This is a genomic window from Vibrio owensii (assembly GCF_002021755.1).
Classification (GTDB): Bacteria; Pseudomonadota; Gammaproteobacteria; order Enterobacterales; family Vibrionaceae; genus Vibrio; species Vibrio owensii.
Map to the genome: position 1 here is coordinate 1,543,492 of NZ_CP019959.1, position 26,491 is coordinate 1,569,982.

Annotated in this window: 31 protein-coding genes; 11 read left to right on the forward strand and 20 right to left on the reverse strand. The window is 44.8% G+C overall.

The features are described 5' to 3' along the window. Positions 1 to 89: 89 nt before the first annotated feature. The 12 genes from rpsQ to rpmE form a co-directional block, all read right to left on the reverse strand. Positions 90 to 344, reverse strand: a complete 255-nt coding sequence (rpsQ, locus tag A9237_RS06890) for a 30S ribosomal protein S17 (RefSeq protein WP_005435082.1) — start codon at positions 342 to 344, stop codon at positions 90 to 92. Beyond that, positions 344 to 535, reverse strand: a complete 192-nt coding sequence (gene rpmC, locus A9237_RS06895) for a 50S ribosomal protein L29 (protein WP_004410456.1) — start codon at positions 533 to 535, stop codon at positions 344 to 346. Before rpmC ends, rpsQ begins: the two co-directional genes overlap by 1 nt. Next, positions 535 to 945: a 50S ribosomal protein L16 gene (gene rplP / locus A9237_RS06900; RefSeq protein WP_005379577.1), complete on the reverse strand. Its 411-nt coding sequence runs from the start codon at positions 943 to 945 to the stop codon at positions 535 to 537. The genes rpmC and rplP overlap by 1 nt, the downstream gene beginning before the upstream one ends. Positions 946 to 956: 11 nt before the next feature. After that, positions 957 to 1,655, reverse strand: a complete 699-nt coding sequence (gene rpsC, locus A9237_RS06905) for a 30S ribosomal protein S3 (RefSeq protein WP_005435080.1) — start codon at positions 1,653 to 1,655, stop codon at positions 957 to 959. A gap of 18 nt (positions 1,656 to 1,673) precedes the next feature. Beyond that, positions 1,674 to 2,006: a 50S ribosomal protein L22 gene (gene rplV, locus A9237_RS06910; protein WP_005383164.1), complete on the reverse strand. Its 333-nt coding sequence runs from the start codon at positions 2,004 to 2,006 to the stop codon at positions 1,674 to 1,676. Between the two features lie 10 nt (positions 2,007 to 2,016). Then, positions 2,017 to 2,295, reverse strand: coding sequence for a 30S ribosomal protein S19 (gene rpsS / locus A9237_RS06915; protein ID WP_005435078.1), 279 nt, complete (start codon positions 2,293 to 2,295; stop codon positions 2,017 to 2,019). Between the two features lie 21 nt (positions 2,296 to 2,316). Next, on the reverse strand, positions 2,317 to 3,141 hold the full coding sequence (gene rplB / locus A9237_RS06920) for a 50S ribosomal protein L2 (RefSeq protein WP_005435076.1): 825 nt from the start codon (positions 3,139 to 3,141) through the stop codon (positions 2,317 to 2,319). A 15-nt stretch (positions 3,142 to 3,156) separates the two neighbouring features. Next, a complete protein-coding gene (rplW, locus tag A9237_RS06925) occupies positions 3,157 to 3,459 on the reverse strand; it encodes a 50S ribosomal protein L23 (protein ID WP_004398471.1) in 303 nt (100 codons plus the stop codon). Then, the gene (gene rplD / locus A9237_RS06930; protein ID WP_005435074.1) at positions 3,456 to 4,058 is read right to left on the reverse strand and encodes a 50S ribosomal protein L4; all 603 of its coding nucleotides are present in this window, start codon (positions 4,056 to 4,058) and stop codon (positions 3,456 to 3,458) included. The genes rplW and rplD overlap by 4 nt, the downstream gene beginning before the upstream one ends. A gap of 17 nt (positions 4,059 to 4,075) precedes the next feature. Further along, positions 4,076 to 4,705, reverse strand: coding sequence for a 50S ribosomal protein L3 (gene rplC / locus A9237_RS06935; RefSeq protein ID WP_005435072.1), 630 nt, complete (start codon positions 4,703 to 4,705; stop codon positions 4,076 to 4,078). Between the two features lie 14 nt (positions 4,706 to 4,719). After that, positions 4,720 to 5,031: a 30S ribosomal protein S10 gene (gene rpsJ / locus A9237_RS06940; protein WP_004410492.1), complete on the reverse strand. Its 312-nt coding sequence runs from the start codon at positions 5,029 to 5,031 to the stop codon at positions 4,720 to 4,722. A 445-nt stretch (positions 5,032 to 5,476) separates the two neighbouring features. Next, a complete protein-coding gene (rpmE, locus tag A9237_RS06945; RefSeq protein ID WP_005435070.1) occupies positions 5,477 to 5,698 on the reverse strand; it encodes a 50S ribosomal protein L31 in 222 nt (73 codons plus the stop codon). Between the two features lie 295 nt (positions 5,699 to 5,993). Between rpmE and priA the strand changes: the two genes are divergently transcribed. From priA to rraA, 7 genes are all read left to right on the forward strand, one after another. Then, entirely contained in the window at positions 5,994 to 8,195 is a 2,202-nt protein-coding gene (gene priA, locus A9237_RS06950) for a primosomal protein N' (RefSeq protein WP_078607905.1), read from the forward strand. Positions 8,196 to 8,401: 206 nt separating this feature from the next. Then, entirely contained in the window at positions 8,402 to 9,409 is a 1,008-nt protein-coding gene (gene cytR, locus A9237_RS06955) for a DNA-binding transcriptional regulator CytR (RefSeq protein WP_009707836.1), read from the forward strand. 151 nt (positions 9,410 to 9,560) lie between these two features. Continuing rightward, positions 9,561 to 10,112 carry an SPOR domain-containing protein gene (locus A9237_RS06960; RefSeq protein ID WP_020196517.1) on the forward strand — a complete coding sequence of 184 codons (552 nt, stop codon included), beginning with the start codon at positions 9,561 to 9,563 and terminating at the stop codon, positions 10,110 to 10,112. A gap of 289 nt (positions 10,113 to 10,401) precedes the next feature. Next, complete coding sequence (gene hslV, locus A9237_RS06965) at positions 10,402 to 10,953, forward strand: ATP-dependent protease subunit HslV (protein ID WP_005435051.1); 552 nt, start codon at positions 10,402 to 10,404, stop codon at positions 10,951 to 10,953. Between the two features lie 29 nt (positions 10,954 to 10,982). Next, a complete protein-coding gene (hslU, locus tag A9237_RS06970; protein ID WP_009707838.1) occupies positions 10,983 to 12,314 on the forward strand; it encodes an HslU--HslV peptidase ATPase subunit in 1,332 nt (443 codons plus the stop codon). A gap of 639 nt (positions 12,315 to 12,953) precedes the next feature. Then, positions 12,954 to 13,871 (forward strand): 1,4-dihydroxy-2-naphthoate polyprenyltransferase, encoded by a 918-nt coding sequence (locus tag A9237_RS06975; protein ID WP_078607906.1) that lies wholly within the window; start codon positions 12,954 to 12,956, stop codon positions 13,869 to 13,871. A 75-nt stretch (positions 13,872 to 13,946) separates the two neighbouring features. Continuing rightward, a complete protein-coding gene (gene rraA / locus A9237_RS06980; protein WP_078607907.1) occupies positions 13,947 to 14,477 on the forward strand; it encodes a ribonuclease E activity regulator RraA in 531 nt (176 codons plus the stop codon). Positions 14,478 to 14,580: 103 nt separating this feature from the next. Here rraA and zapB read toward each other — a convergent pair whose 3' ends face one another. Beyond that, complete coding sequence (gene zapB / locus A9237_RS06985) at positions 14,581 to 14,823, reverse strand: cell division protein ZapB (RefSeq protein WP_005435037.1); 243 nt, start codon at positions 14,821 to 14,823, stop codon at positions 14,581 to 14,583. A 346-nt stretch (positions 14,824 to 15,169) separates the two neighbouring features. Between zapB and glpX the strand changes: the two genes are divergently transcribed. The 3 genes from glpX (at position 15,170) to A9237_RS07000 (ending at position 17,421) form a co-directional block, all read left to right on the forward strand. Further along, on the forward strand, positions 15,170 to 16,177 hold the full coding sequence (gene glpX / locus A9237_RS06990) for a class II fructose-bisphosphatase (protein ID WP_005435030.1): 1,008 nt from the start codon (positions 15,170 to 15,172) through the stop codon (positions 16,175 to 16,177). Between the two features lie 146 nt (positions 16,178 to 16,323). Further along, complete coding sequence (locus A9237_RS06995) at positions 16,324 to 16,938, forward strand: helix-turn-helix transcriptional regulator (RefSeq protein WP_078607908.1); 615 nt, start codon at positions 16,324 to 16,326, stop codon at positions 16,936 to 16,938. 120 nt (positions 16,939 to 17,058) lie between these two features. After that, the gene (locus tag A9237_RS07000) at positions 17,059 to 17,421 is read left to right on the forward strand and encodes a DUF3135 domain-containing protein (protein ID WP_174574990.1); all 363 of its coding nucleotides are present in this window, start codon (positions 17,059 to 17,061) and stop codon (positions 17,419 to 17,421) included. Here A9237_RS07000 and A9237_RS07005 read toward each other — a convergent pair. The 4 genes from A9237_RS07005 to A9237_RS07020 form a co-directional block, all read right to left on the reverse strand. Beyond that, positions 17,418 to 17,705, reverse strand: a complete 288-nt coding sequence (locus A9237_RS07005; protein WP_078607909.1) for a GIY-YIG nuclease family protein — start codon at positions 17,703 to 17,705, stop codon at positions 17,418 to 17,420. The genes A9237_RS07000 and A9237_RS07005 overlap by 4 nt on opposite strands. 229 nt (positions 17,706 to 17,934) lie before the next feature. Then, on the reverse strand, positions 17,935 to 18,357 hold the full coding sequence (locus A9237_RS07010) for a DUF805 domain-containing protein (RefSeq protein WP_005442827.1): 423 nt from the start codon (positions 18,355 to 18,357) through the stop codon (positions 17,935 to 17,937). A 122-nt stretch (positions 18,358 to 18,479) separates the two neighbouring features. Then, positions 18,480 to 19,544 (reverse strand): dTDP-glucose 4,6-dehydratase, encoded by a 1,065-nt coding sequence (gene rfbB / locus A9237_RS07015; RefSeq protein ID WP_078607910.1) that lies wholly within the window; start codon positions 19,542 to 19,544, stop codon positions 18,480 to 18,482. A 106-nt stretch (positions 19,545 to 19,650) separates the two neighbouring features. Further along, complete coding sequence (locus A9237_RS07020; RefSeq protein WP_005428160.1) at positions 19,651 to 19,998, reverse strand: 5-carboxymethyl-2-hydroxymuconate Delta-isomerase; 348 nt, start codon at positions 19,996 to 19,998, stop codon at positions 19,651 to 19,653. Between the two features lie 271 nt (positions 19,999 to 20,269). On the opposite strand from A9237_RS07020, the gene tpiA reads away from it, so the two are divergent. Next, entirely contained in the window at positions 20,270 to 21,040 is a 771-nt protein-coding gene (gene tpiA, locus A9237_RS07025) for a triose-phosphate isomerase (RefSeq protein ID WP_078607911.1), read from the forward strand. A 199-nt stretch (positions 21,041 to 21,239) separates the two neighbouring features. Here the strand turns inward: tpiA and A9237_RS07030 are convergent, their stop codons facing one another. From A9237_RS07030 to A9237_RS07040, 3 genes are all read right to left on the reverse strand, one after another. Then, the gene (locus A9237_RS07030) at positions 21,240 to 22,406 is read right to left on the reverse strand and encodes a nucleotide sugar dehydrogenase (RefSeq protein ID WP_078607912.1); all 1,167 of its coding nucleotides are present in this window, start codon (positions 22,404 to 22,406) and stop codon (positions 21,240 to 21,242) included. Between the two features lie 214 nt (positions 22,407 to 22,620). Continuing rightward, entirely contained in the window at positions 22,621 to 24,603 is a 1,983-nt protein-coding gene (locus A9237_RS07035) for a YjbH domain-containing protein (RefSeq protein ID WP_167371680.1), read from the reverse strand. 630 nt (positions 24,604 to 25,233) lie between these two features. Further along, positions 25,234 to 26,490: a glycosyltransferase family 4 protein gene (locus A9237_RS07040; RefSeq protein ID WP_078607914.1), complete on the reverse strand. Its 1,257-nt coding sequence runs from the start codon at positions 26,488 to 26,490 to the stop codon at positions 25,234 to 25,236. Between the last annotated feature and the right edge of the window lies 1 nt (position 26,491).

Consider the following 26,491-nt stretch of genomic DNA (forward strand, 5'->3'; position numbering starts at 1 on the left):
TACCACCCTTTTTTCAGATTGGGTAGTCAAAAAATAAACGGCTCCAAAAATTATTTTTGGAGCCGTTTTTAATCATAGAATAGAGAAGATTAGATCTTCGCTTTTTCTAGGACTTTTACCAATGTCCAAGACTTAGTCTTAGACAGTGGACGACACTCAGCGATTTCAACTGTGTCGCCTAGGCCACACTCGTTGTTCTCGTCATGTGCGTGTACTTTAGTCGTGCGCTTTACGAATTTACCGTAAATTGGGTGTTTAACCATGCGCTCGATAGCAACTACGATAGACTTGTCCATCTTGTCGCTAACAACACGACCTTGTTGAGTACGTTTTACTTCGCTCATTATGCGCCTGCCTTCTCAGTCAAAACAGTTTTCACACGTGCGATATCACGGCGTACAGCTTTCAGAGTATGAGTTTGCTGTAGCTGACCAGTTGCAGCTTGCATGCGCAAGTTGAACTGTTCGCGTAGCAAATTCAATAGCTCAGCGTTAAGCTCTTCAACGCTTTTCTCGCGTAGATCTTGTGCTTTCATCACATCACCTGCTTAGTTACAAATGTAGTTTTGAATGGCAGTTTACGAGCCGCTAGGCGGAACGCTTCACGAGCCAATTCTTCAGGTACACCACCCATTTCGTACATAACCTTACCAGGTTGGATTTGGGCTACCCAGTACTCAACGTTACCTTTACCCTTACCTTGACGAACTTCAAGTGGTTTTTCTGTGATTGGTTTGTCTGGGAACACACGGATCCAGATTTTACCTTGACGCTTAACGTGACGTGTCATTGCACGACGTGCCGCTTCAATTTGACGAGCAGTTAGACGACCACGGCCAACAGCTTTAAGACCGAATTCGCCGAAGCTTACATCAGTACCTTTAGCTAGACCACGGTTACGACCTGTCTGAACCTTACGGAACTTAGTACGTTTAGGTTGTAGCATCTGTCGACTCCTTACTTACGGCCTTTACGCTGCTTCTTAGGCTTGTCGCCTTTAGGCTCTACAGCGTTAGCTGCTGGCATACCACCTAGGATCTCACCTTTGAAGATCCAAGTTTTAATGCCGATCACACCGTATTGAGTGTGAGCCGAAGAAGTTGCGTAATCAATGTCTGCACGTAGAGTGTGTAGAGGTACACGACCTTCACGGTACCACTCAGAACGTGCGATTTCAGCGCCGCCTAGACGACCGCTTACTTCCACTTTGATGCCTTTAGCACCTAGACGCATTGCGTTTTGTACCGCGCGCTTCATAGCACGACGGAACATAACACGACGCTCTAGTTGAGACGCGATGCTGTCACCAACAAGCTGTGCATCAAGCTCAGGCTTGCGTACTTCAGCGATGTTAATTTGAGCTGGTACACCTGCAATTTTAGCTACAGCTGCACGTAGTTTCTCAACGTCTTCACCTTTCTTACCGATTACAACGCCTGGACGAGCAGTGTGAATAGTCACACGGATGCTCTTAGCAGGACGCTCGATAACGATACGTGAAAGAGATGCTTTTTGTAGTTCCTTCGTTAGGAACTGACGTACCTTGAAGTCGCCGTCTAGGTTGTCAGCGAAATCTTTGGTGTTAGCAAACCATGTAGCATTCCAAGGCTTAACGATGCCAAGACGAATACCATTAGGATGTACTTTTTGACCCATTGCTTACTCTCCTAGTCTCTAGCGATCTGCTACAACAACAGTGATGTGGCTTGAACGCTTCAAGATACGATCCGCACGACCTTTAGCACGAGGCATAATACGCTTCATGGTTGGGCCTTCATCTACAAAGATTTTTGCGACATTCAGATCGTCAATATCTGCACCTTCGTTGTGCTCCGCGTTAGCGATAGCAGACTCTAGAACTTTCTTAACTAGAGCAGCAGCTTTTTTGTTGCTGAACGTTAGAATTTCTAGAGCTTGGTCAACAGATTTACCACGAATTAGATCCGCAACTAAGCGAGCTTTCTGAGGCGAAATGCGAGCAAAGTTATGTTTAGCAATAGCTTCCATTATTTACTCCTTAACGCTTCTTAGCTTTCTTATCCGCAGCGTGACCGCGGTAAGTACGTGTTGGTGCGAATTCACCTAGTTTGTGACCGATCATTTCTTCGGTAACGAAAACTGGTACGTGCTGACGACCATTATGGACAGCGATGGTCAAACCGATCATCGTAGGGATGATCATTGAACGACGGGACCAAGTCTTAATAGGCTTTTTGTCTCCGCTTTCCACCGCTTTCTCTACCTTCTTCAGCAAGTGTAGGTCAATAAAAGGACCTTTCTTGAGAGAACGTGGCATGGCGATTCCTCTTTATATAGATTACTTGTTACGACGACGTACGATGTACTTGTCAGTGCGTTTGTTCTTACGAGTCTTGAAGCCTTTAGTAGGCATACCCCAAGGAGATACTGGGTGACGGCCACCAGAAGTACGACCTTCACCACCACCGTGTGGGTGGTCAACCGGGTTCATTACTACACCACGTACGGTTGGACGTACGCCGCGCCAGCGTGAAGCACCAGCTTTACCAAGTTCACGTAGCATGTGCTCAGAGTTACCAACTTCACCGATTGTTGCACGGCCTTCAGAAAGAACTTTGCGCATTTCGCCAGAACGTAGACGGATAGTTACGTACGCACCGTCGCGAGCAACGATTTGAGCGTAAGCACCAGCCGAACGAGCTAGCTGACCACCTTTACCAGGTTTTAGTTCAACGTTGTGTACAGTTGAACCTACTGGGATGTTACGCATTGGTAGAGTGTTACCCGCTTTAATCGGTGCATCAACACCAGATTGGATAACATCACCTGCGTTAACACCTTTAGGTGCTAGGATGTAGCGACGCTCACCGTCTTTGTAAAGAACTAGAGCAATGTTTGCGCTACGGTTTGGATCGTATTCTAGACGCTCAACTTTCGCTGGGATGCCATCTTTAGTACGTTTGAAGTCAACTACACGGTAGTGGTGCTTGTGACCACCGCCGATGTGACGTACTGTGATACGACCGTTGTTGTTACGACCACCGTTCTTAGAGTTTTTCTCTAGAAGAGGTGCGTATGGCTTGCCCTTGTGTAGGTCAGCGTTAACAACTTTAACAACGTGACGACGACCAGGGGAAGTCGGCTTACATTTAACAATAGCCATTCTTAACTACTCCTGTTATTCCGCGCCGCCAACGAAGTCAAGATCTTGACCTTCTTTCAAAGTAACGTACGCTTTCTTAACGTCGCTGCGGCGACCTTGGCGTAGACCTTGACGTTTGGTCTTACCCTTAGTGATAAGAGTATTTACAGACTTAACTTCAACTTCAAAAAGCTTTTCTACAGCTGCTTTGATCTCTTTTTTAGTTGCATCTTTAGCTACTTTGAAAACGATAGTGTTCGCTTTCTCAGCTGCCATAGTTGCTTTTTCAGAGATATGCGGAGCACGTAGAACTTTTAGGATACGCTCTTCAGTGATCATGCTAGCATCTCCTCAACTTGCTTAACTGCTTCTGCAGTCATTACAACTTTGTCGAACGCGATTAGTGAAACTGGATCGATACCAGCAACGTCACGTGCGTCAACTTTGTATAGGTTACGAGCAGCTAGGAATAGATTCTCATCTACTTCGCTAGTCACGATTAGAGCGTCAGTTAGCTCAAGCTCTTTAAGCTTAGCAACTAGCTCTTTAGTCTTTGGCGCTTCAACTGAGAAGTTATCAACAACGATTAGACGCTCTTGACGAACTAGCTCAGAAAGAATGCTCTTCATAGCACCGCGGTACATTTTTTTGTTTACTTTTTGGCTGTGATCTTGTGGTTTCGCAGCAAAAGTAACACCACCTGTACGCCAGATTGGGCTACGGATTGTACCAGCACGCGCACGGCCAGTACCTTTTTGACGCCATGGCTTAGCGCCACCGCCAGAAACTTCTGAACGTGTTTTTTGAGCACGAGTACCTTGACGAGCACCTGCTGCAAATGCAACAACTACTTGGTGTACAAGAGCTTCGTTAAACTCACGTCCGAAAGTAGTTTCGGAAACAGTTAGTGCATCAGCACCTTTAACCATTAGTTCCATTACTTACTCCTGAGACGTTATGCTTTAACAGCTGGTTTAACGATCACGTTGCCACCTGTTGAGCCTGGTACTGCACCTTTGATAAGAAGCAGATTGCGCTCAGCGTCAACACGTACGATCTCTAGGTTTTGAGTCGTTACACGCTCAGCACCCATGTGACCTGCCATTTTCTTGCCTTTAAATACGCGACCTGGAGTTTGACATTGGCCAATTGAACCCGGTGCACGGTGAGACAATGAGTTACCGTGAGTCATATCTTGAGTACGGAAGTTCCAACGCTTAACAGCGCCTTGGAAACCTTTACCTTTAGATGTACCAGTAACGTCTACTTTCTTAGTTTCGTTGAATAGTTCAACTGTTAGCTCAGCGCCAACTGCAAACTCTTCACCGTTTTCCAAACGGAATTCCCAAAGACCACGACCAGCTTCAACGCCAGCTTTAGCAAAGTGACCTGCTTCAGCTTTGTTTACGCGGTTAGCTTTCTTAGAACCAGCAGTTACCTGGATTGCAGCGTAGCCATCTGTCTCAAGAGTTTTAACTTGAGATACACGGTTTGCTTCAACTTCAACAACTGTTACTGGGATAGAAACGCCGTCTTCAGTAAATACGCGGGTCATGCCCACTTTACGACCGATTAGACCAATCATTCTTCTAATCTCCCTTAACCTAGGCTAATTTGAACGTCAACGCCCGCAGCAAGGTCTAGACGCATTAGAGCATCAACAGTTTTGTCTGTTGGCTCAACGATGTCGATTAGACGCTTGTGAGTACGAATTTCGTACTGGTCACGTGCTTTCTTGTTAACGTGTGGAGAGATAAGAACTGTGAAACGCTCTTTACGAGTAGGTAGTGGGATTGGACCACGAACCTGTGCGCCAGTGCGCTTAGCTGTTTCAACGATTTCCGCTGTAGAAGCATCGATTAGTTTGTAATCGAAAGCTTTTAGGCGGATACGGATACGTTGGTTCTGCATGAGACAGAGCTCCAATATTAAAAATTACACAAACAATATCGCCACTCAGACTCGTCAAGACGAGAGAATGCCGATTGATTTATGTGAAACCGTAGCGTCCAAGATTAGGACACATTGTCAGTTAATTTTCGATTAACTATCCCTATATGCCAGAGTCACGTCTGGGGATAGTTTTTCCGAAGAAAAGATAGCTAATTGTATTAACCGCGAACATAAGCTGAGTCTACATTACCTCGCAAATCCGAAGATTTACTCGCTCCTCACTGCTCATTGGTTCACAACTGGCTTAACCAGTGCGCTGCATTATACAGATCACACTTTAGGATGCAAGACCTGGATGAAAAATAATCGAACAAAAATAATCATGCGAATTCTTCATTGAGCCATAAACAAAAAGGACGCCGAAGCGTCCTTTTTTAAACTGTAATCGTAATAGCGTCTGCTATTATTTCTTACCGCTTGATAGTGCACCGAAACGCTTGTTGAAGCGATCAACACGGCCGCCTGTATCAACGATACGTTGCTTACCAGTGTAGAATGGGTGACACTTGTCACATACGTCTAGGTGGATAGAATCTTTACCTAGAGTAGAGTTGAACTCGAAAGAGTTGCCGCAAGAACAAGTAGCAGTTACTGCTTTGTATTCTGGGTGGATACCAGCTTTCATGGGATAACCTCAATTGTAGGCCGTGTCGCTATACGAATCTAAGCCGCACACCACACGTAATTAATAATAAAATGCGATACCGCATCGACCATTTGCCGAAGCCATATCTCAAGGCGCAGTATACTAATGAATCGCTAAGCTGGGATCAACACATTTGGCAACTTTTTCGCCACTTTTTTCACCAGTACTTTAGTACTGAGAGCGATCACTTCCCCAAAAATGCATAGCTCTCGAATTCTTCACTGCGTTTTAATAGACTATACCTCTCTTCCCTCTTTTATATAGTAAAGATTCTATGCGTCCATCCATCGCCCGAGTGGCACTACCGGTCCCTCTAGACAAGCAGTTTGACTATGTCATTCCTGGGCACCTGTTTCCGGTGATTGGAGGGCGTGTTTCTGTTCCTTTCGGCCGACAAACCTTGGTTGGTGTGGTCACAGCGATGGTCAATCATTCAGATTTTCCTAAAGAACAACTGAAGCCAATTAAAGCCGTCTTGGATGCACAACCGGTTTGGCCAGAGAAACTTTATTCTTTATTAATATGGTGTAGCCAATTTTATCAGTACCCTCTTGGGGACACTTTGCACAATGCTATGCCGGCAGCTCTGCGAAAGGGTAAGCCCGCGGATTTCGCCACATTACAAGAGTGGCAAATCACCACATCAGGTAAAGACAAGCTAATGCAGGGACTTGGGCGTGCGGTCAAACAACAACGAGCTTTGCAGATGTTGGTCAACGGTGCCGTCCCACACCAAGAGTTTATTGATACAGAGATAGGCTCTGCGGTGCTTAAGTCTTTGGAAGAGAAAGGCTGGGTTGAACGAATAGAGAAAAAGCCAACGGTAACTAAGTGGAACACTCAGGTTGAACGTGACGTCGAAAAACCAAAACTCAACCATGAGCAAGCGCTTGCTATTGCGAGCGTAAACAGCCAAACAGGTTTTGCCTGCTATTTATTAGAAGGTGTAACAGGTTCAGGTAAAACAGAAGTTTACTTGAACCTAATCAAGCCAGTTCTTGAGCAAGGTAAACAAGCTTTGGTTTTAGTACCCGAAATTGGCTTAACTCCACAAACCATCAACCGCTTTAAACATCGATTTAATGTGCCTGTTGATGTCATCCACTCTGGGTTAAATGACACCGAGCGCCTAAACGCTTGGCTATCAGCACGAGATAAAGCAGCTGGTATTATTATTGGTACCCGCTCTGCCCTACTCACTCCCTTTGCGGAGCTGGGCATTATTATTGTCGATGAAGAACACGACTCCTCATATAAGCAGCAAGACAGTTTGCGCTACCACGCCCGTGATGTCGCAGTCATGCGCGCGCACAAGGAACAAGTGCCTATTGTTCTTGGCTCAGCGACCCCAGCTTTAGAAACGCTGCATAATGCGCTCTCGGGCAAATACCATCACTTAACGTTGACTCAACGTGCTGGCTCTGCGGTACCTACCACCAACAAAGTACTCGATGTTAAAGGGCTTTATTTAGACAGTGGTTTGTCCGCGCCTTTGATTGCTGAAATGCGTAGACACCTTAAAGCTGGCAACCAAGTGATGTTGTTCCTAAACCGTCGCGGCTTCTCCCCTGCCTTAATGTGCCATGAGTGTGGTTGGATTGCAGAATGTAAGCGTTGCGATGCTTATTATACGTTTCATCAATACAGCAATGAGATTCGCTGCCATCACTGTGGCTCACAACAACCGGTAATTCATCAATGTCAGGGCTGCGGTTCTACTCAGCTAGTGACGGTTGGCGTAGGTACTGAACAGCTTGAAATGCAATTGGCAGATCTGTTCCCTGAATACAAAGCAATTCGTATTGATAGAGACAGCACTCGCCGTAAAGGCAGCTTGGAAGATGCGCTCGAGTCCATTCGTAAAGGTGAATACCAAATTCTGATAGGGACCCAGATGTTGGCGAAAGGCCACCACTTCCCTAATGTCACCCTTGTTGCACTATTGGATGTCGATGGCTCTCTATATAGTAGCGACTTCCGCGCCTCCGAAAGGCTCGCTCAGCTATTTATTCAAGTTGCGGGGCGTGCAGGCCGTGCAAGCAAGCCTGGCGAAGTGATTCTTCAAACTCACCACCCTGAACACAGCTTACTGCAAGCCCTGCTTCAGAAAGACTATCGTCACTTTGCTATGACAGCGTTGGAAGAGCGCAAACTGGCTCAGCTTCCACCCTATAGTTTCTTAACCTTGTTTAAGGCGGAAGCCAACCAAAGCGAAGTAGTTGAAGACTTTTTGCGTCAGGTTCGTTTTACTCTGGAATCACATCCGTTATTCGATGACTCTTGTATGGTATTAGGCCCAACACCATCACCTTTGGCTAAACGTGCCGGTAAGTATCGTTGGCAGCTTTTACTGCAAACTCAACATCGCTCATTGATGCAAAAGTTATTAACCAGTGCCAAACCTGCTATTGAGTTGTTGCCAAATGCCAAGAAAGTCCGCTGGAATTTAGACATAGAACCACAGGATCTCAGCTAGCAAACGTTTAACTATGTAATGAATTACCTTTTAATGTGATGGAGTTCTCATTAGGATTGCAATTTTTGTTAAACAGACCGTAACTTTCCCTTTAGAAATGAATAGACTATTCAAATTAGTAAAGTCTAAAGTGGATCAGTCACATAGACTTCAATTAGAAAAATGATGAACGTCATCTTGGCAATTATTTTAAGAGGGTAAAAACTATGGCGACAATGAAGGATGTTGCCCAGCTTGCAGGGGTATCTACTGCTACGGTATCGCGAGCATTGATGAATCCAGAAAAAGTCTCTTCATCGACAAGAAAGAGAGTGGAAGATGCCGTACTAGAAGCTGGTTATTCACCGAATTCATTAGCTCGTAACTTACGCAGAAATGAATCAAAGACCATTGTCACTATCGTCCCAGACATTTGCGACCCGTACTTCTCTGAGATTATTCGCGGCATTGAAGACGCAGCAATGGAACACGGCTACCTTGTTCTACTTGGTGATAGCGGTCAGCAGAAAAAGCGTGAAAGCTCATTTGTAAACTTGGTTTTCACCAAGCAAGCTGATGGCATGCTGCTTCTCGGAACCGACCTGCCTTTTGATGTCAGCAAACCGGAACAGAAAAACCTACCACCTATGGTGATGGCGTGTGAGTTCGCACCAGAACTTGAATTGCCAACGGTACACATTGATAACCTTACTTCTGCGTTCGAGGCTGTAAATTACCTGACTCAACTTGGCCATAAGCGTATTGCTCAAATCTCTGGCCCAGACACTGCGGTACTTTGTCAGTTCCGCCAACAGGGTTACCAGCAAGCACTTCGTCGCGCAGGCATTAATAAAGAAGAACAATATAGCGTAATCGCTGACTTCTCTTTTGAAGGCGGCGTGCAAGCAGTCCGTAAACTCCTTGAATTACCGGAACCGCCAACCGCACTCTTCTGCCACTGTGACACCATGGCGATTGGTGCGATTCAAGAAGCGAAACGTTTAGGTTTACGTATTCCTCAAGATTTATCGATCGTGGGCTTTGATGACATTCAGTTCGCACAATACTGCGATCCACCGTTAACGACTATCTCCCAACCTCGTTATGAGATCGGTCGTCAAGCAATGTTGATGATGCTTGAACTATTGAAAGGCCATGACGTTCATTCCGGCTCTCGCTTGCTAGAGACTAAGTTAGTTGTTCGTGGCAGCGCTGCGCCACCGCCATTGCGTTAATCGGTAAATAAACATGAAAGCGATGCTTCCGGCATCGCTTTTTTATGCCTACTTTCCTGTACGTAGCTAACAAGAATGTTCGAATAGGGTGTTTTCTCATTGCGTTCTGGATTAACATATTTGCCAGAATCCTTGATGACCTGAAGTAACCGTGGCAAATAGAGATTATGTAAGACGCGGACGCGGCGCTCCGAAAAAGTCTACAAAAAAACAACCTTCAAGAAAAAAACCTTGGCGTAGTGGTCTACTGGCAATCTTGCTCGTGGGCGGCTTTGGCTATGGACTGTATTTGTTAAGCTCAGATCCAGAACCTGAGCAAACTGTTGTGGTTGAAAAGCCCGTAACGAACACCACCAGCAAACCAAAGGCGAAGAAAGACATCCCACCTCCACCAGAAGAAAAGTGGGAGTACGTGGAATCTTTACCGCAGCGTGAAGTGGAAGTCGTTGCGAAAGAAATTCAAGTATCCAAAGTACCTTACGTGATGCAGTGTGGCGCTTACAAAAAGCAAAGCCAAGCCGAAGAGCGTAAGCTAGCAATTGCCTTCCAAGGCATGACGAGCCGAGTCATTAAGAAAGAAGGCAGCTCTTGGTATCGCGTTGTTCTTGGTCCATACAAGTTCAAACGAGATGCAGAAAAAGATCGTCACAAACTGCAACGCGCGAAGATCGAGCCATGTGCTATTTGGAAAGAGAATCTATAATTCTCACAGTTCGATGAAATACGGAGACCAACCGAGCGATCGATTGGTCTTTTCTTTTAGCTAAAGGGCAGAAAAGCGAGATCCCCTACTCGTTTAGCTTCACTGTAGGGAGTGACACAGATAACACGTCACCAGCACACCTTATCTCCCCCAACGCCATCGCTCTCATTCTTGTTCAGAAAGACAAAACACTCTGTCTATCATCGAAAAACAACTTCCCCTTGAATCCACAATTCATTTGCCCCATATACTTAATTAAATCCAAAGAGAAATAATTAAGAGGTCGACTGTGACTACCATTGTATCTGTACGTCGAAACAATAAAGTCGTCATCGCGGGTGATGGCCAAGTATCGCTAGGCAATACCGTAATGAAAGGCAACGCGCGCAAAGTTCGCCGCCTATACAACAACCAAGTCCTTGCAGGCTTCGCTGGCGGTACAGCAGATGCCTTCACCTTATTCGAGCGCTTCGAAAGCAAGCTGCAAATGCACCAAGGCCATTTAACAAAGGCAGCGGTGGAGCTGGCAAAAGATTGGCGTAGCGACCGCGCACTTCGCAAACTCGAAGCCCTACTAGCAGTAGCAGATGAAACCGCTTCTTTGATCATCACAGGTAACGGTGATGTGGTGCAGCCAGAAAACGATCTGATCGCTATTGGCTCTGGCGGCGCGTACGCACAAGCTGCAGCAACAGCCCTATTAGAAAACACAGACCTAGACGCGCGTGAAATTGCGGAAAAAGCATTGAACATTGCTGGCGACATCTGTGTATTCACCAACCATCACCATACTGTAGAAGAACTAGAATCTACAGTAGAGCTTCCTAAGCCAACGGCTTAAAAGCAATCGTAACGAAGTAAGGAAAGAATATGTCTGAAATGACTCCTCGCGAAATCGTTCATGAACTGAACCGCCACATCATTGGTCAAGACAAAGCAAAACGTTCGGTTGCGATTGCATTACGTAACCGCTGGCGTCGCATGCAGCTTGAAGAAAGCTTGCGTGTTGAAGTCACACCAAAGAACATTCTAATGATTGGTCCTACTGGCGTAGGTAAAACTGAGATCGCACGTCGTCTTGCTAAACTGGCAAACGCGCCATTCATTAAAGTAGAAGCAACCAAATTCACGGAAGTGGGTTATGTGGGTAAAGAAGTGGAAACCATCATCCGCGACCTTACCGACGTTGCAGTGAAGATGACACACCAACAAGCGATGGAAAAAGTAAAATTCCGCGCTGAAGAACAAGCGGAAGAACGTATTCTTGATGCCCTACTGCCACCAGCTCGTGATGCTTGGGGTCAATCTGAGCAAAAAGAAGATACATCGAACACGCGTCAAATCTTCCGCAAGAAACTGCGTGAAGGCCAGCTAGACGACAAAGAAATCGAGATCGATGTAGCTGCACCGCAAATGGGTGTTGAGATCATGGCGCCTCCTGGTATGGAAGAAATGACCAACCAGCTACAAGGCATGTTCCAAAACCTAGCCGGTGACACCAAGAAGAAACGTAAGCTGAAAATCAAAGACGCAATGAAAGCGTTGGCAGAAGAAGAAGCTGCGAAACTAGTTAACCAAGAAGAGCTGAAAGAGTCTGCAATCTTCAACGTAGAGAACAACGGCATCGTATTCATCGACGAAATCGACAAGATTTGTAAGCGTGGTGAAAGCTCTGGTCCAGACGTATCTCGTGAAGGTGTTCAGCGTGACCTACTACCTCTAATCGAAGGTAGCACGGTATCAACGAAGCACGGCATGGTGAAAACTGACCACATCCTATTTGTGGCATCTGGCGCATTCCAAGTAGCGAAACCTTCTGATCTGATCCCAGAACTACAAGGTCGTCTACCAATCCGTGTAGAACTTGAAGCGCTGAGCAGCAACGATTTCAAACGCATCCTAACCGAGCCAAAAGCGTCTCTGACAGAACAGTACATTGCGCTGATGAAAACAGAGAGCGTAGATGTAGAATTCACTGAAGATGGCATCACACAAATCGCGGAAGCGGCATGGACAGTAAACGAAACCACTGAAAACATTGGTGCGCGTCGACTACACACAGTGATGGAGCGTCTGATGGATGAGATTTCTTACGACGCGACTGAAAAAGCCGGTGAGAAGTTCGTCATTAACGCGGCATACGTGAAAGACCGCCTAGGCGATACGATTGAAGATGAAGATCTAAGCCGCTTTATTCTTTAATAACGCTCTATAGAGTCCAAAGCCCAGAACGATGCTTCTGGGCTTTTTCGTGCAGAATAACGGTGACTTTAAGAAGTTCTAAATCAAAAGAGTTCGTCATCCTAGCGAGCCCAAGCGAGACTAAGGATCTAATAACAACGCACTCCAACTCTTCAGCATTGACCTTAAATCAAAGCGCAAACGGACAATAGATTCTGAATCACCTCGTCCCTTGTTGTTCAGAATGACGGTTTACTTTAAGAAGTTCTAAACCAAAAGAGTTCGTCATCCTAGCGAGCCCAAGCGAGACTATGGATCTAATAACAGCAAACCCCAGTTCTTCCCCACTCACCTTAAACCACTGCACAAACGGACAATAGATTCTGAATCGCCTCGTCCCTCGTTGTTCAGAATGACGTTGACTTTTAGAAGCTCTAAGTCGAAAGGGTTCGTCATCCTAGCGAGCTCAGGCGAGACTAAGGATCTAATAACAACGTGCGCCGTACCCTTCCCCAAAAAGCACCTTTTTATTGCCTCAAATATGGAAACTGTGTTCCTTCTCCGTAACCCTTTGACTCTTAATTGACTTGCTTCAGGTCAATAGCGTATTGAGCGCTTTGTGCTTATACTGGGCACATTGGTTACTAGCACGAAATATCCATGAAACAATCATTGCAGATCTGGCTTGAAGCCGCTCGCCCAAAAACATTACCCCTCGCACTGGTGTCTATTTTGACCGGTAGCGTACTCGCCTACTCTGCGGGACACTTCTCGCTGACGATTGCCATTATGGCGTTTATCACGGCGACCCTACTGCAAATTTTGTCGAACCTTGCGAACGACTACGGCGATGCAGTGCAAGGCACGGACAACGACAATCGTTTAGGCCCTCAGCGCGTAATGCAGTCTGGCGCAGTCACAGCACAGCAAATGAAAGTCGCGATCATCTTCAACATCATTCTGACGGCAATTGCTGGCTTAACCCTGGTGTTTTACGCACTGAGTTCTTTTGAAAGCATCATTACCTTTATCGGCTTAGGCATACTTGCCATTATCGCGGCGATTGCTTACACCATGGGTAGCAAGCCATACGGTTACGTCGGCTTAGGCGACCTGTCCGTTTTCATCTTCTTTGGTTTACTTGGTGTGTCTGGTACCTACTTCCTGCACACCGGTCATGTGGATGCGACATTGTTCTTACCTGCATTGGGCTGTGGCTTGCTAGCGGTAGCAGTGCTGAACATCAACAACATGCGTGATATCGAGAACGACAGCGAATGTGGTAAGCGCACCATGGCTGTTCGACTTGGCCAACGCAAAGCAAAGCAATACCACTTCATTTTACTTGGTGGTGCCCTATTGGCTTTCGCGGCTTACCTGCTTATTCAAGACAAGCCAGTGTGGATTAGCCTGCCCTTCTTGATCAGCATTTACGTGGTGGCTCATCACGGTAAAGCGGTTTGGGATACCGAGAAGCCAGCGCAAATCGCACCTATGATGCCAGTTGTTGTGAAGTGCTCACTGGTCACTAACGTTTTATTTGCAACAATTGTGGTAGCTCAAACTCTGATGAGTTAAAAAAGAATTGTCATTGCATTGACTTAATGCCTAGATATACTCAAAGACAACAGTTTCTGTTTAGAAAGGTACGCTATGGAATACAATACCTCAGCACTCTGTGATATCTATCTTGATCAGGTAGATGTAGTTGAACCAATGTTCAGTAACTTTGGCGGTCGAGCGTCGTTTGCCGGGCAAGTGACGACAGTTAAGTGCTTTGAAGACAACGCACTGATCCGCGAAACGTTAGAACAAGATGGTATCGGACGAGTATTGTTGATTGATGGTGGCGGTTCCCTACGCAGAGCCTTAATCGATGCAGAAATCGCAACGCTTGCAGAAGAAAACGAATGGGAAGGAATTGTCGTTTACGGGTGCGTCCGTGAAGTGGACGAACTAGAAGACATGAACCTTGGCATTCAAGCACTCGCGTCTATCCCTGTAGGGGCAGCAAACCAAGGTATCGGTGAAATCGACGTCCCGGTTAACTTCGGCGGTGTTAGCTTCCTACCCGAAGATTACATCTATGCAGACAGCACTGGCATCATTCTCTCTCCTGAGCCATTGAATGTCGACTTAGAGCTCGATGAAGAAGACGACGACGGTGAGGAAGGTTTAAACTAACCTTACTCCATGAGTAGCGACTAACTCCAGCGCTAAAAAAACATCGCCAAATACGCAAACACCCGCCGAAGCGGGTGTTTTTGATTCTGGATACTTAAGTGGATTACTCCACTTCGTCCATCTTGCCAAGTAGTGCACGGATGCGCTCTTGCCACTGAGCATGCTCTTGTTGAGCTTGCTGAGATTTTTGCTCAAGCTCTTCACGTTGAGAACGCATTTCGTTAGCTTCAGCTTCTAATTTCACTTTGTCTTCTTTCAGCTCTTCAACTTCCATCTGAAGAAGAGTGATTGTGTCAACTGCAGTTTGAATTTTCGCTTCTAGTTGTTCTAGTACTTCAAAAGACATCTTGGCCTACCTATTGTTATTCCGTGGGACGATGCGCGAGCGTTCGCTTGCACCTTACCTATGAGGTTCATTCTACTCAGCGTAGCGATGAGAAACACTTACTATATTCGATATTTTGCATCATTCGGTTAAAAAATCAGCGCAATCTCACTAAACGCTGACTTTTCTTATCCTCGAAGCATTTTTGAGCAATGTATTTTCCCATCACTACCCCATAAACTCACCCAAGTATTGATCAAATTCAACTTAGTTAAAGTAAAAGCTCAGCAAAAAGGCAAACGTTTAACTGACGATGTGATAAAATCGCCGCGCAAATTATTCTTCCCTCTTGTTACTTGGAGACATCATGAAACGCGATTTAGCAATGGCATTTTCCCGTGTTACTGAAGGTGCCGCTTTGGCTGGTTACAAATGGCTTGGCCGTGGCGACAAAAACGCAGCGGACGGCGCTGCAGTTGAAGTGATGCGCACCCTGCTGAACAAAACAGACATCAGTGGTGAAATCGTTATTGGTGAAGGTGAAATCGATGATGCACCAATGCTGTATATCGGTGAGCAAGTGGGTATTGGTGGCGACGAAGTCGATATCGCGGTAGACCCAATCGAAGGCACACGCATGACCGCAATGGGCCAATCTAACGCCCTAGCAGTATTGGCAGCGGGTGAGAAAGGCAGCTTCCTTAAAGCGCCAGACATGTACATGGAAAAACTGGTTGTTGGTCCAGGTGCAAAAGGCGTTATCGACCTAGGTAAGCCACTTAAAGAAAACCTAGAAAACGTAGCAAAAGCACTAAACAAGCCTCTTGATACGCTAGTCGTTATTACTCTTGCGAAGCCTCGTCACGATAAAGTGATCGCAGAGATGCAAGCAATGGGCGTTCGCGTATTCGCTGTGCCAGACGGTGATGTAGCTGCTTCAATCCTAACTTGTATGCCAGATAGCGAAGTAGATATGATGTACTGCATCGGCGGCGCACCAGAAGGCGTAGTATCAGCAGCGGTGATTCGCGCACTAGACGGTGACATGCATGGTCGTCTTCTTCCTCGTCACGAAGTAAAAGGTGATACGGAAGAAAACCGCATCTACGGCGCAGCTGAACTACAACGCTGTGAAGAGATGGGCGTAAAAGCGAATGTTGTATTGAAGATGGAAGACATGGCGCGCAGCGACAACGTTGTCTTCTCAGCAACAGGCATCACTAAAGGCGACCTGCTAGAAGGCATCTCTCGCCAAGGCAATATCGCAACAACAGAAACTCTGTTGATCCGTGGCCGTTGTCGTACTATTCGTCGCATCAAGTCTACGCACTACCTAGAGCGTAAAGACCCTGAAGTACGCGATATTATTCTTTAATCTCGACGTAGATTGATTCGCAAGGGTTGGCTAAGTGCCAACCCTTTTTGTTTGTGATTCAACAAATCCACACACAAATTAAGTCAACACTTTTCTTTACTAACCCTATCGCGCATAATATGTACTGACGTATAAATGGTGGGTATATGAAAACCGTAGATAGGATTTTGCAAATCGTTAAGCGTGATGGCTCTGTCACCGCGAAACAACTCTCTTCTGAACTGGGTATGACAACCATGGGTGCGCGTCAGCATCTACAAGGTTTGGAAGATGACGGCGTCCTGTCGATTCATGATGTAAAAGTCAAAGTTGGTCGCCCAACTCGTCATTGGTCTCTGACACAAAAAGGTCATGAGCAATTTGCAGATCGTCACGGCGAACTGACCATCCAGTTTATTGAAGCGGTAGAGCACATCTTCGGTAAAGACGGATTGGAGAAAGTCACGTCCGAGCGTGAGAAACTCACCTTACAAAACTACCAGCAACATCTTGAGCAGTGTGACTCTCTAGAGAGCAAACTAAAGACACTGGTTACTCTGCGTGAGCAAGAAGGCTACATGGCAGAATTAGAGAAAGATGAGCATGGGTTTATTCTCATCGAAAACCACTGCCCTATCTGTAAAGCCGCGACTCGCTGCCCAAGTTTGTGCCAATCTGAGCTCAACGTCTTCCAGTCACTTCTCGGTAGTGACGCCAAAATAGAACGAGCTGAGCACATTATCAGTGGTCAACGTCGCTGCGTGTACCGCATTCAAGCCTAATATCTCGAATCTCTTCCACTTCATTATGAACATACGCTCTTATTAATGAGACGATGTTGTAATTCTTTCTATCTCCGTTTCTGGATGGATTAAGCTTTTATTAATTAGGAGCAACATCCAATGGATTTGGAGATAGCCATGCCAAGCATCCACAAACCACAAGTTTTGCCCTCATTCGATGAAATGGTAAAAATGGCGGAACGCGATCCCGAAGCCTTTGAACAGTTTCGTCATGATATGGCGAAAGAGATGATTGAAGGAGCCTCAGAGCAGATGCAACCAAGGTTATGGGCACAGCAAAGCCACATAGATAGAGTCATCCACAACTGCAAAAACCCCAACCACACCAATGTTGTGTTGATGAATGAGCTACAAAAACAGGTCGTGAAATTCAGAGAGGCATTACAAGGGGAGTCAACACCAACTCAAAAAGCCGATGTAGTTGAGTTGAGAGCGTTTAAAGGTAGGGATGATTTTTACTAAAACTCATTGGATAAATCGAGAAAGTCAGGATTCGTTTTTCTCACTAAATCTAACTTCCATTCACGCTTCCATTGTTTCAGCTGCTTTTCTCGGTTTATGGCTAAAACCATGTCTTCGAACAGTTCAAAGTAAACGAGCTTATGAACGTGATACTTCTTGGTAAAGCCCTCGACTACGCCATTTTTATGCTGCCATATTCTTTGGGCTAGTTGGCTGGTAACACCAATATAGAGAACAGAGTTATTTTTTGAAGTTAAGATGTAAACGCAAGGTGTTTTGTCGATGGTTCATTTTCCTTAATGACTTATTGTTAGTTTCCTATTGTGACCCACCAGCAAAGTTAGCTTACTTCAAACTCGGAGCACTCGGTGAGTAGATTCTGAATCACGCTCGTCCCTCGCTGTTCAGAATGACGGTTAATTTAACTTACTATTAAATAAAAGAAATCCGTCATTCTAGCGAGCCTCAGCGAGACTAAGAATCTACGTCCAACGAGTTCGGTACCCAAGGACCTTACTTCGGCTCAGGGCCGTAGTTGTTCTGGCCTGCCGTACCTTTCAAGAAACCGCATTCCACCAGAATCCATAGGCCACAAATAAGAGAAATCGAAGCGATCATCATTTGCGGTGTTGATGGGTCTTGTGCTGCTGGATTCGTCATCGGTGTTGCGACTCGACCAATGATCAACGGGATATTTAACGCCAACCAGTAAATCGACTTATTACGGTCATGCCAGCGCTTAGTGGTGATCGCTAAGTCTGGGATAAGAAGAATCAACAAGAAGATAGGTAGAAGAATATAAGAAAACGCAGGGAACAACTTACTGATGCCAGCACCGAAGCCCAAGATCATGATGTAGTAGATGATATTCCACATCCAGTAAGTTTTACGGCCTATACGACCTTGGAAAGAAAACAGTAATTCTTTAATCGACATCGCGTTGATCATCCCAAATATAAAAGGTCATTTTACCCCCTTTAACCAATAAGTTAATAGCAACAAAGTAAGGCAATTAGCCACATATCAAACTCTTTGTGGCGACACCAATACCTTAGAAGCTACTCAGCGCGACCTAATCTTGTTAACTGGTAATCTCTCGACAGTACACGCTGCCACCAAGTTTTATTCTGTAAATACCAAACTACCGTTTTCCTCAACCCGGACTCGAAACTCTCTTTTGGTTTCCAACCAATAGTTCGCTCTATCTTTGATGCATCAATGGCATAACGTATATCGTGCCCAGGACGATTTGCGACATAAGTGATCAGGTCCTGATAATGACTCACTCCTCTAGGTTTATCAGGTACTAATTCTTCAAGTAAACCACATATAGATAAGACCACATCTATATTCTGAACTTCATTTTGACCGCCTACATTATACGTTTCCCCAACACAGCCCTTTGTGATGACGTCATATAAAGCAATGGCGTGATCTTCGACATACAGCCAATCACGTATTTGTTTGCCATCACCATAAATAGGAATCGTTTTGCCAGCTAACGCTTTGAGAATGACATGAGGGATCAGCTTCTCTGGAAACTGGTAAGGTCCATAGTTGTTTGAGCAATTAGTTACGAGGATCGGAAGACCATACGTTCGCCCCCAAGCTCGTACTAGATGGTCGGCCCCTGCTTTGCTTGCTGAATATGGACTACTTGGCTGATATAAGCTTTCCTCAGTAAAGAGAGCAGCTGAGCCGTCAAGATCTCCATATACTTCGTCTGTTGAAATATGATGAAAACGAAAATTCATTTTCTTATCGTTATCTAGAGTCAGCCAATACTCCCGAACGGCTTCCAATAGATTGAAAGTACCGACCAAGTTCGTTTGGATGAAAGCTGCGGGGCCATCAATAGATCGGTCTACGTGGGATTCCGCGGCTAAGTGCATAACCGCATCCGGTTGATATTGAGTAAACACTCGCTGTAGTTCAGATGAACTGCAAATATCGACATGCTCAAAACTATAACGTGAATGATTTTGCACATCCGCTAATGACTCTAAGTTACCGGCATAAGTTAATGCATCAACATTTACGATTGAATCTGAAGTGTTAAGTAAGATATGACGAATGACAGCGGAGCCGATAAACCCAGCACCGCCTGTTATCAAAATTTTCATGGTTTGACCTTGGAGATACTGCTGTTGCTATAGATTAGCAGAACTAAAACTCTCTAGGTGCGGAAAGAACTCTGTCTTTATCCAGTAAAAGAAAAAAGCCAAGCAATTAATTAACCACCTTCTGGAAGCAATCAATATCCATATCTCGAACATTCACGGTCAAACTGCGAACATGGCTCGCTTGTTCTTGCAGTACTACCATAAGTGCTCTTGATAATTCCCGCTTCTGTTCAGGGCTTCTTCCTGCGAGCAAATCAAAGTTGATGTGAATAAAGTCCACACTATCGCCCTCTTCCCCGACCAGCCAATTGTGGCAGCGAAGTGCGCGTGATTTGACGGAAGCAAGCTCGAATAAACCACTGTCTAAAGTCACTTTGTGTAAGTCTTCTAATAGGCCTTGAACATTCACACGCTCATCAACTGAGTTGGAATATTCTAAAACTAAGTTTGGCATTTTGATTCCTTTCTTATTACGGCTAACTTTTAACCTGTAGTAATACCAATCTAAGCGGCAATTTCCGAGGAATGGACTATCATTCTGTCTACGCGATCACCAATCGATTGCTTTTGACAAAAATAACAGAACAAATGCAGCACCGACCAGATGAAGAAAGCCGAATAAGACATGACGCCAATCATGATCTGTTCACATTATTCTGTTATATTCCTACGTAGATTTTTTACATTAATAGACTATTTACATTAAAGATAAGGGAGATATTCCTATGCGTCGTCCTGTAGTGATGGGTAACTGGAAACTAAACGGTAGCAAAGCAATGGTAACTGAGCTGCTAACAGGTATTAACGCTGAGCTTGAAGGCGTTGAAGGTGTAGACGTAGCAGTAGCTCCACCAGCTCTTTACATCGATCTAGCAGAGCGCGTAATCGCTGAAGGCGGTAACAAAGTTATCCTAGGTGCACAAAACACTGACCTAAACAACAGCGGTGCTTTCACTGGCGACATGTCTCCAGAAATGCTGAAAGACTTCGGTGCTTCTCACATCATCATCGGTCACTCAGAGCGTCGTGAATACCACAACGAATCTGACGAGTTCATCGCGAAGAAATTCAACTTCCTAAAAGAAAACGGTCTAACTCCTGTTTTCTGTATCGGTGAATCTGAAGCTCAAAACGAAGCTGGCGAAACTGAAGCAGTGTGTGCACGTCAAATCAACGCAGTTATCGACACTTACGGTGTTGAAGCTCTGAGCGGCGCAATCATCGCTTACGAACCAATCTGGGCTATCGGTACTGGTAAAGCAGCAACAGCTGAAGATGCACAACGCATCCACGCTTCTATCCGCGCACTAATCGCAACGAAAGACGAAGCAGTTGCAGCACAAGTAATCATCCAATACGGCGGTTCTGTTAAACCAGAAAACGCAGAAGCTTACTTCTCACAACCAGACATCGACGGTGCTCTAGTTGGCGGCGCTTCTCTAGACGCTAAGAGCTTCGTAGCTATCGCTAAAGCAGCGGCAGCAGCTAAAGCTTAATATCGCTTTTTATTAAGCAGAAATAACAAAGGGATGCATCACGCATCCCTTTTTGTTTGCCTGCGATCTAATGAGTCTTGTCATTCCGAGGAGCCTAAGCGACATCAGAAATTTGTTACTACGCACTCATAGCCAAACTCACCAAACACCCGGTCAAAAAAGGCCCCTAAAAAGGAGCCCATTTACGAATATCTATTGCTTAATCGCTACCAAACAAGTCGCGAGTGTAAACCTTATCAACCACGTCTTCTAAGTCTTCAACCATGCGGTTCGACACAATTACATCAGAGACTTGTTTGAACTCTTCTAAGTCACGAAGAACACGGGAGTTGAAGAACTCATCCTCTTGCAGCACCGGTTCATAAACCACAACTTCAACGCCTTTCGCTTTGATGCGCTTCATGATGCCTTGGATAGAAGAAGCACGGAAGTTATCAGACCCCGCTTTCATGATAAGGCGATAGATACCAACAACTTTAGGTTCACGCTTCAAGACTGATTCCGCGACAAAGTCTTTGCGCGTACGGTTTGCTTCTACAATTGCACCAATGATGTCGTTCGGTACATCTTGGTAGTTCGCGCGTAGCTGCTTAGTATCTTTTGGCAAACAGTAACCACCGTAACCAAACGAAGGGTTGTTATAGTGATTACCAATACGAGGGTCTAAACCAACACCCTCAATGATCTGGCGAGAGTTAAGGCCATGTGCTTCCGCGTAAGAATCAAGCTCATTAAAGTAAGCAACGCGCATAGCAAGATAGGTATTAGAGAACAGCTTTACTGCTTCTGCTTCCGTTGAGTCCGTGAAAAGAACTTCGATGTTTTCCTTCTCAGCGCCCTCAACTAGCAAATCAGCAAACACCTTCGCACGTTCACTTTGCTCACCAACAATGATGCGAGAAGGATAAAGGTTGTCATACAGCGCTTTACCTTCACGAAGAAACTCTGGAGAGAAGATGATGTTTTCACAGTTCATTTCCTCTTTGATGCGAGCGGTATAACCGACAGGTACCGTCGATTTGATGATCATCACCGCATTTTGGTTAATGCTCATCACATCTCTAATAACTGCCTCAACGGAAGACGTGTTGAAGTAATTCGTTACTGGATCATAATCTGTCGGCGTTGCAATAACGACAAACTCTGCGTTTTCGTAAGCCAACACCTTATCTGTTGTCGCAACAAAATCCAGCGTCTTATTCGCTAGAAAGTCTTCTATTTCACGATCCACAATCGGTGATTGCTTGTTATTCAGCAATTCAACCTTTTCAGCAACAATATCTAGTGCAACAACTTGGTGGTTTTGAGCTAATAACATTGCGTTAGAAAGCCCTACATAACCTGTACCGGCAACCGCTATTTTCATTCTAATGCCCTGAGTTTTATTTCTAATAGTAGGATATCAATAGTTTCAGATTCAAGATAGCTTAATACTCTGCAATCTAATCTTATAGAATGACAGAAAACAAAAAAGCGGCTTTTCGACCGCTTTTTACTATTTCAGAATACATCGCTCGCTGAACTCAATCTCTCATTTACTACCAGATCAACTTTCTGAGCGATAGTTAAGAGAGGGGCGGCTAATCAATTTGAGTCGTTAAGTAACGTAAGTAAGCATTACGCATACGGATTTTGTTCTCTTCGAAGTAATCACTACCGTAACGGCCACGGTTAAAGTAACGGCGTAGCATGCTGTTATCCATCACCAGTTCATCACCTTGTCCTGTGCTTAAGTAGTTCGCATCATTACCAACTCGCGTCGAGACATTAAAGTCGTATGCTTCATTACCTCGAACTTGAAGTAAGCCTGGAGACATATCACGCCAAGGTGTCAGAGGTAGTTTCACCGCAACAGTAACGAACTGCTCTTCATCGGTATCATTAAACTTCGTCACTTGGTAGCTCGCAGAAACTTCAATGTCCTCAAACCAATGTGAGGTAGTGAACTTCGCGCCGACATCCCCTTTCCAAAACTCACCCGCGGTCGCATTAAACTGCCAATCCCATTCCGGCATACTAAAGGTATAACGGGTTAGAAACGTTTGGCGATCCGGGTTCGCGTAACCATTGTTGTCTTTCTCATCCATGTGCTGGAAATAACTCATCTCTAGCCCAAGAGCATGAGCACCAGATGGAGAGAACCAAGCAGATTCACTGCGAGCACCGACATAATCGGTTTTCACCAAACCTAACGACACTTGGTTAACAACATCGACATATGGCAAGCGGAAGAATTGATGTACCATGGCGCGGTCAATTTCGTTTTCGTAGGCGCTATCTTCAAAGTAACCGCCCTCTTCAAAGTCATCGCTTTCCGCTAATGGCAGGATATGGCGAATATCAACAGCTGCACCAGACCACAAGAAGGTATATAGGTTACTCGACATCGCAAACGAGTAATCATAAACACCAAACTCAGTCGCAACACCATGGCGTACCATTGGCGATAACACCAATTGTGAGTCTAAAGCTCCGCTATTTACGCGCTCTGTTTTCCACTCGACTAACTCAAGCTTGTCAGATAGATTTTTGGTACTGAACTGAATGTCATCACATGCTGCAGAACCCTTCACAAAACTCTGGTAACAAGTCGCATCCGTTTGCACGCTCACTACCGGTTTTTGGTTTGCCAATAGCATTAACTCTACACGATCAGAGCTTAAACCCACTTCTTGTGCTGAGTTCGCTCCGAAGTGACTTGAAATGATCCCCATCGCCACACCCAAACCATCCATCTGGTTGTGATTGTAACGGCGGTTCTCTAGAGCTACGACAACCGACTGGTTTAAGGTGCCAACTTGAATATTGACAAAACCTTCGTTGCGCAGTGCGCTTACCAAGGCAGAGATTGACGCATTATTAGCTTTGCTTTGCTCTAGAGAGAGCTTTTCCATCAATGACACATTGCTACGAGCATACTCACGAGAACGGGTGTAATCAGTAATGAGCGGGATGGATAGCGCAGCATTCCACATATTCTGCTCATCCGTTTCATGGCCAGAGTAAATTTGGTAACTCAAAGAAGCCGTCATGTCGTAAGGGAGCAGTTCCTCAGGCGTGAACACTTTCACTGATGAGTTAAACTCGACAGCATCGTATTCACCAATGAGCTGAACAAAATCAAACGGTTGGTATTCAATACCACCAAATGGTCCGTCCATCACACCGAGGGGAATGTCTGATTGCCCATAACCGGCCGAGACTCGCACAGGAACCGAATCAAAAGTGTAATCCGCTACAGCATAGTTTGTACTAAAGTGCTGTAGCGCGCCTCCTAGATCTTGCGCACCAATCGCAACGTTGAATGCCTCATTTCCCCAAAAGTTTGGTAACTGATATTTGAACGACATCGACAGATCGCGAATCCTACCATCTCTCGTTTCAAACAAATTGGAGTGGTAATCTTCTGTAACAACTCTCCCCGTAGCCTCTAGACCTTCTAACAATCCAAAAGAGAACTTAAGTGAATCTAAAGCTTGGATCCGCTCACGCCAAGGTAAACCCTGTGCAAAAGTGAATGAAAAGTCACCATACTCTAATGACTGAGCATTTGGGGTAAACATTAAGCCAGTAAAACTCTGATTAGAGGGTAAGCGCTTTAACTGTTCAGTTGCGTTTGTAGCCTCGACATAAAAAGGCAATGAACAAACCACGGCCCCCGTAGTTACCGTTTTTATCGTTTTTATCGTTTTTATCATTAGTCATGCCACTGCTGATGTTTCAAATTCGAAATAAGGCACTTTATCATATTTATTAAATGATAAATTTTCATTTACTTAAAAATACACCAAGTTTCATTTAAATGTGGGTGATATCTTCCCAAAGTAAGCAAAACCTTCATATGATGCTTCCATATAAATAGCAACAAAAGAAACGTTTTCATGCTCCCAACCTAACTCTTTTACCAAAGCCACTCTCAATGGTAAGATTGTTAGTATTTTTTAATACATCTACACTAGGAGGAATAGAAAAGTCTAACTCTTCTCTTTTTGGCTGATAATATCTAGAAGTTTTAAAAATAAAGGTGAGTTGCTCATTGTTGGTGTTGATACTCTGAGTCGCCCCATTACGACCAAGGTTTAATTTAGTATCTAAAAATAATTCATGAATGAACGCAATTTATCGTCCGCTTATTAAAAATGAGCGACAAAAAAGGGTCACCTTCAAGAGGCTTAACAATTAGGTTTAAAACACTACTGATCGTTAATAACTTCTTTCTTCACATTTTGTGGAGCGTGAGATAGGAAAACTTGACTCATTTTAACGGCCATTAAATCGCGGCTGAAACTAGGTGCTGAAGATATACTTGAAAATCGAATATCCGAGTACAACTTGGCATCAGTATGCAAACGTTCGATCGCTTGGGTTATCTGCTCTACACTCTCACTTTCTACAACAATACCTGACTTGGTTTCTCTAATAATTTGCGTTGCTTCACCTTCAGGCACACTCATGATTGTAGGGATACCCATTCCCATGCATTCAAAAATTTTTGATGGAATAACCGTTCTAAACAGTTCACTATTCACTAAAGGAACTAACGAAACATCGCACAAAGACCAAATCTTTGGCATCATTTCTTTCGGCTGTCTATCAATAAGAATCACGTTGGAAAGATCCTTCTCCTTAACCAAATCAACCACTTTTTGCCTTGCAGCACCTCCACCTGCAAACACAAATCTAATATTGTCATTATGTTTGAGTTTTTCTGCAACTTGAACGATGCGCTCAAGACCATGAGCCATACCATGCGTGCCAACATAGCCCGCTACAAATTTTCCGGTTAGACCATATTGTTTTGCGAGTTCCGCATCTTTGGTGTTTGTTGGCTCATATTTTGTTAAATCAACACCATTTCTAACAACATCAATTTTATGAGGATCAACTCCTCTTTCAACAAGCTCTTTCTTAAATGCATTCGTCACTGCAACAATAGAATCTGCTCGTCGATATAAAAACATTTCTATTTTTTCGAGCATGCGGATGGCAAAGTTTTCTTTCATTGCCCCCACTGCAGTAATAGAAGCTGGCCAAATATCTCTTAATTCAAAAACAAATGGTTTTCTTCTAACCGCAGATAATGCCCACCCTGCACATGCACAGAAAAATTGAGGAGAAGTCGCCACAATAACGTCAGTTTTTTTTTGAAATAAGCCAGCAAAAAAACCGGCTACCATGAAAGACATATAATCCAAAATTCGTTTAACAAATCCTTCGTTAGCCGTAATATAAGTCTTTACACGAACCACACGTATTCCATCAAGTTCAGATACATCGTAAAGCTTGTTTTTAAAGCCATCGAATACCTTACCTTCAGGGAAGTTAGGAGCACATGTAATCACCGTCACTTTATGCCCTTTACTCACCCAACGAATCGCATGTTCATAGGTACGTGTTGCGGGCGCGTTACCCTCTGGTGGAAAGTTATCTGTAAGAAAAAGAATATTCATT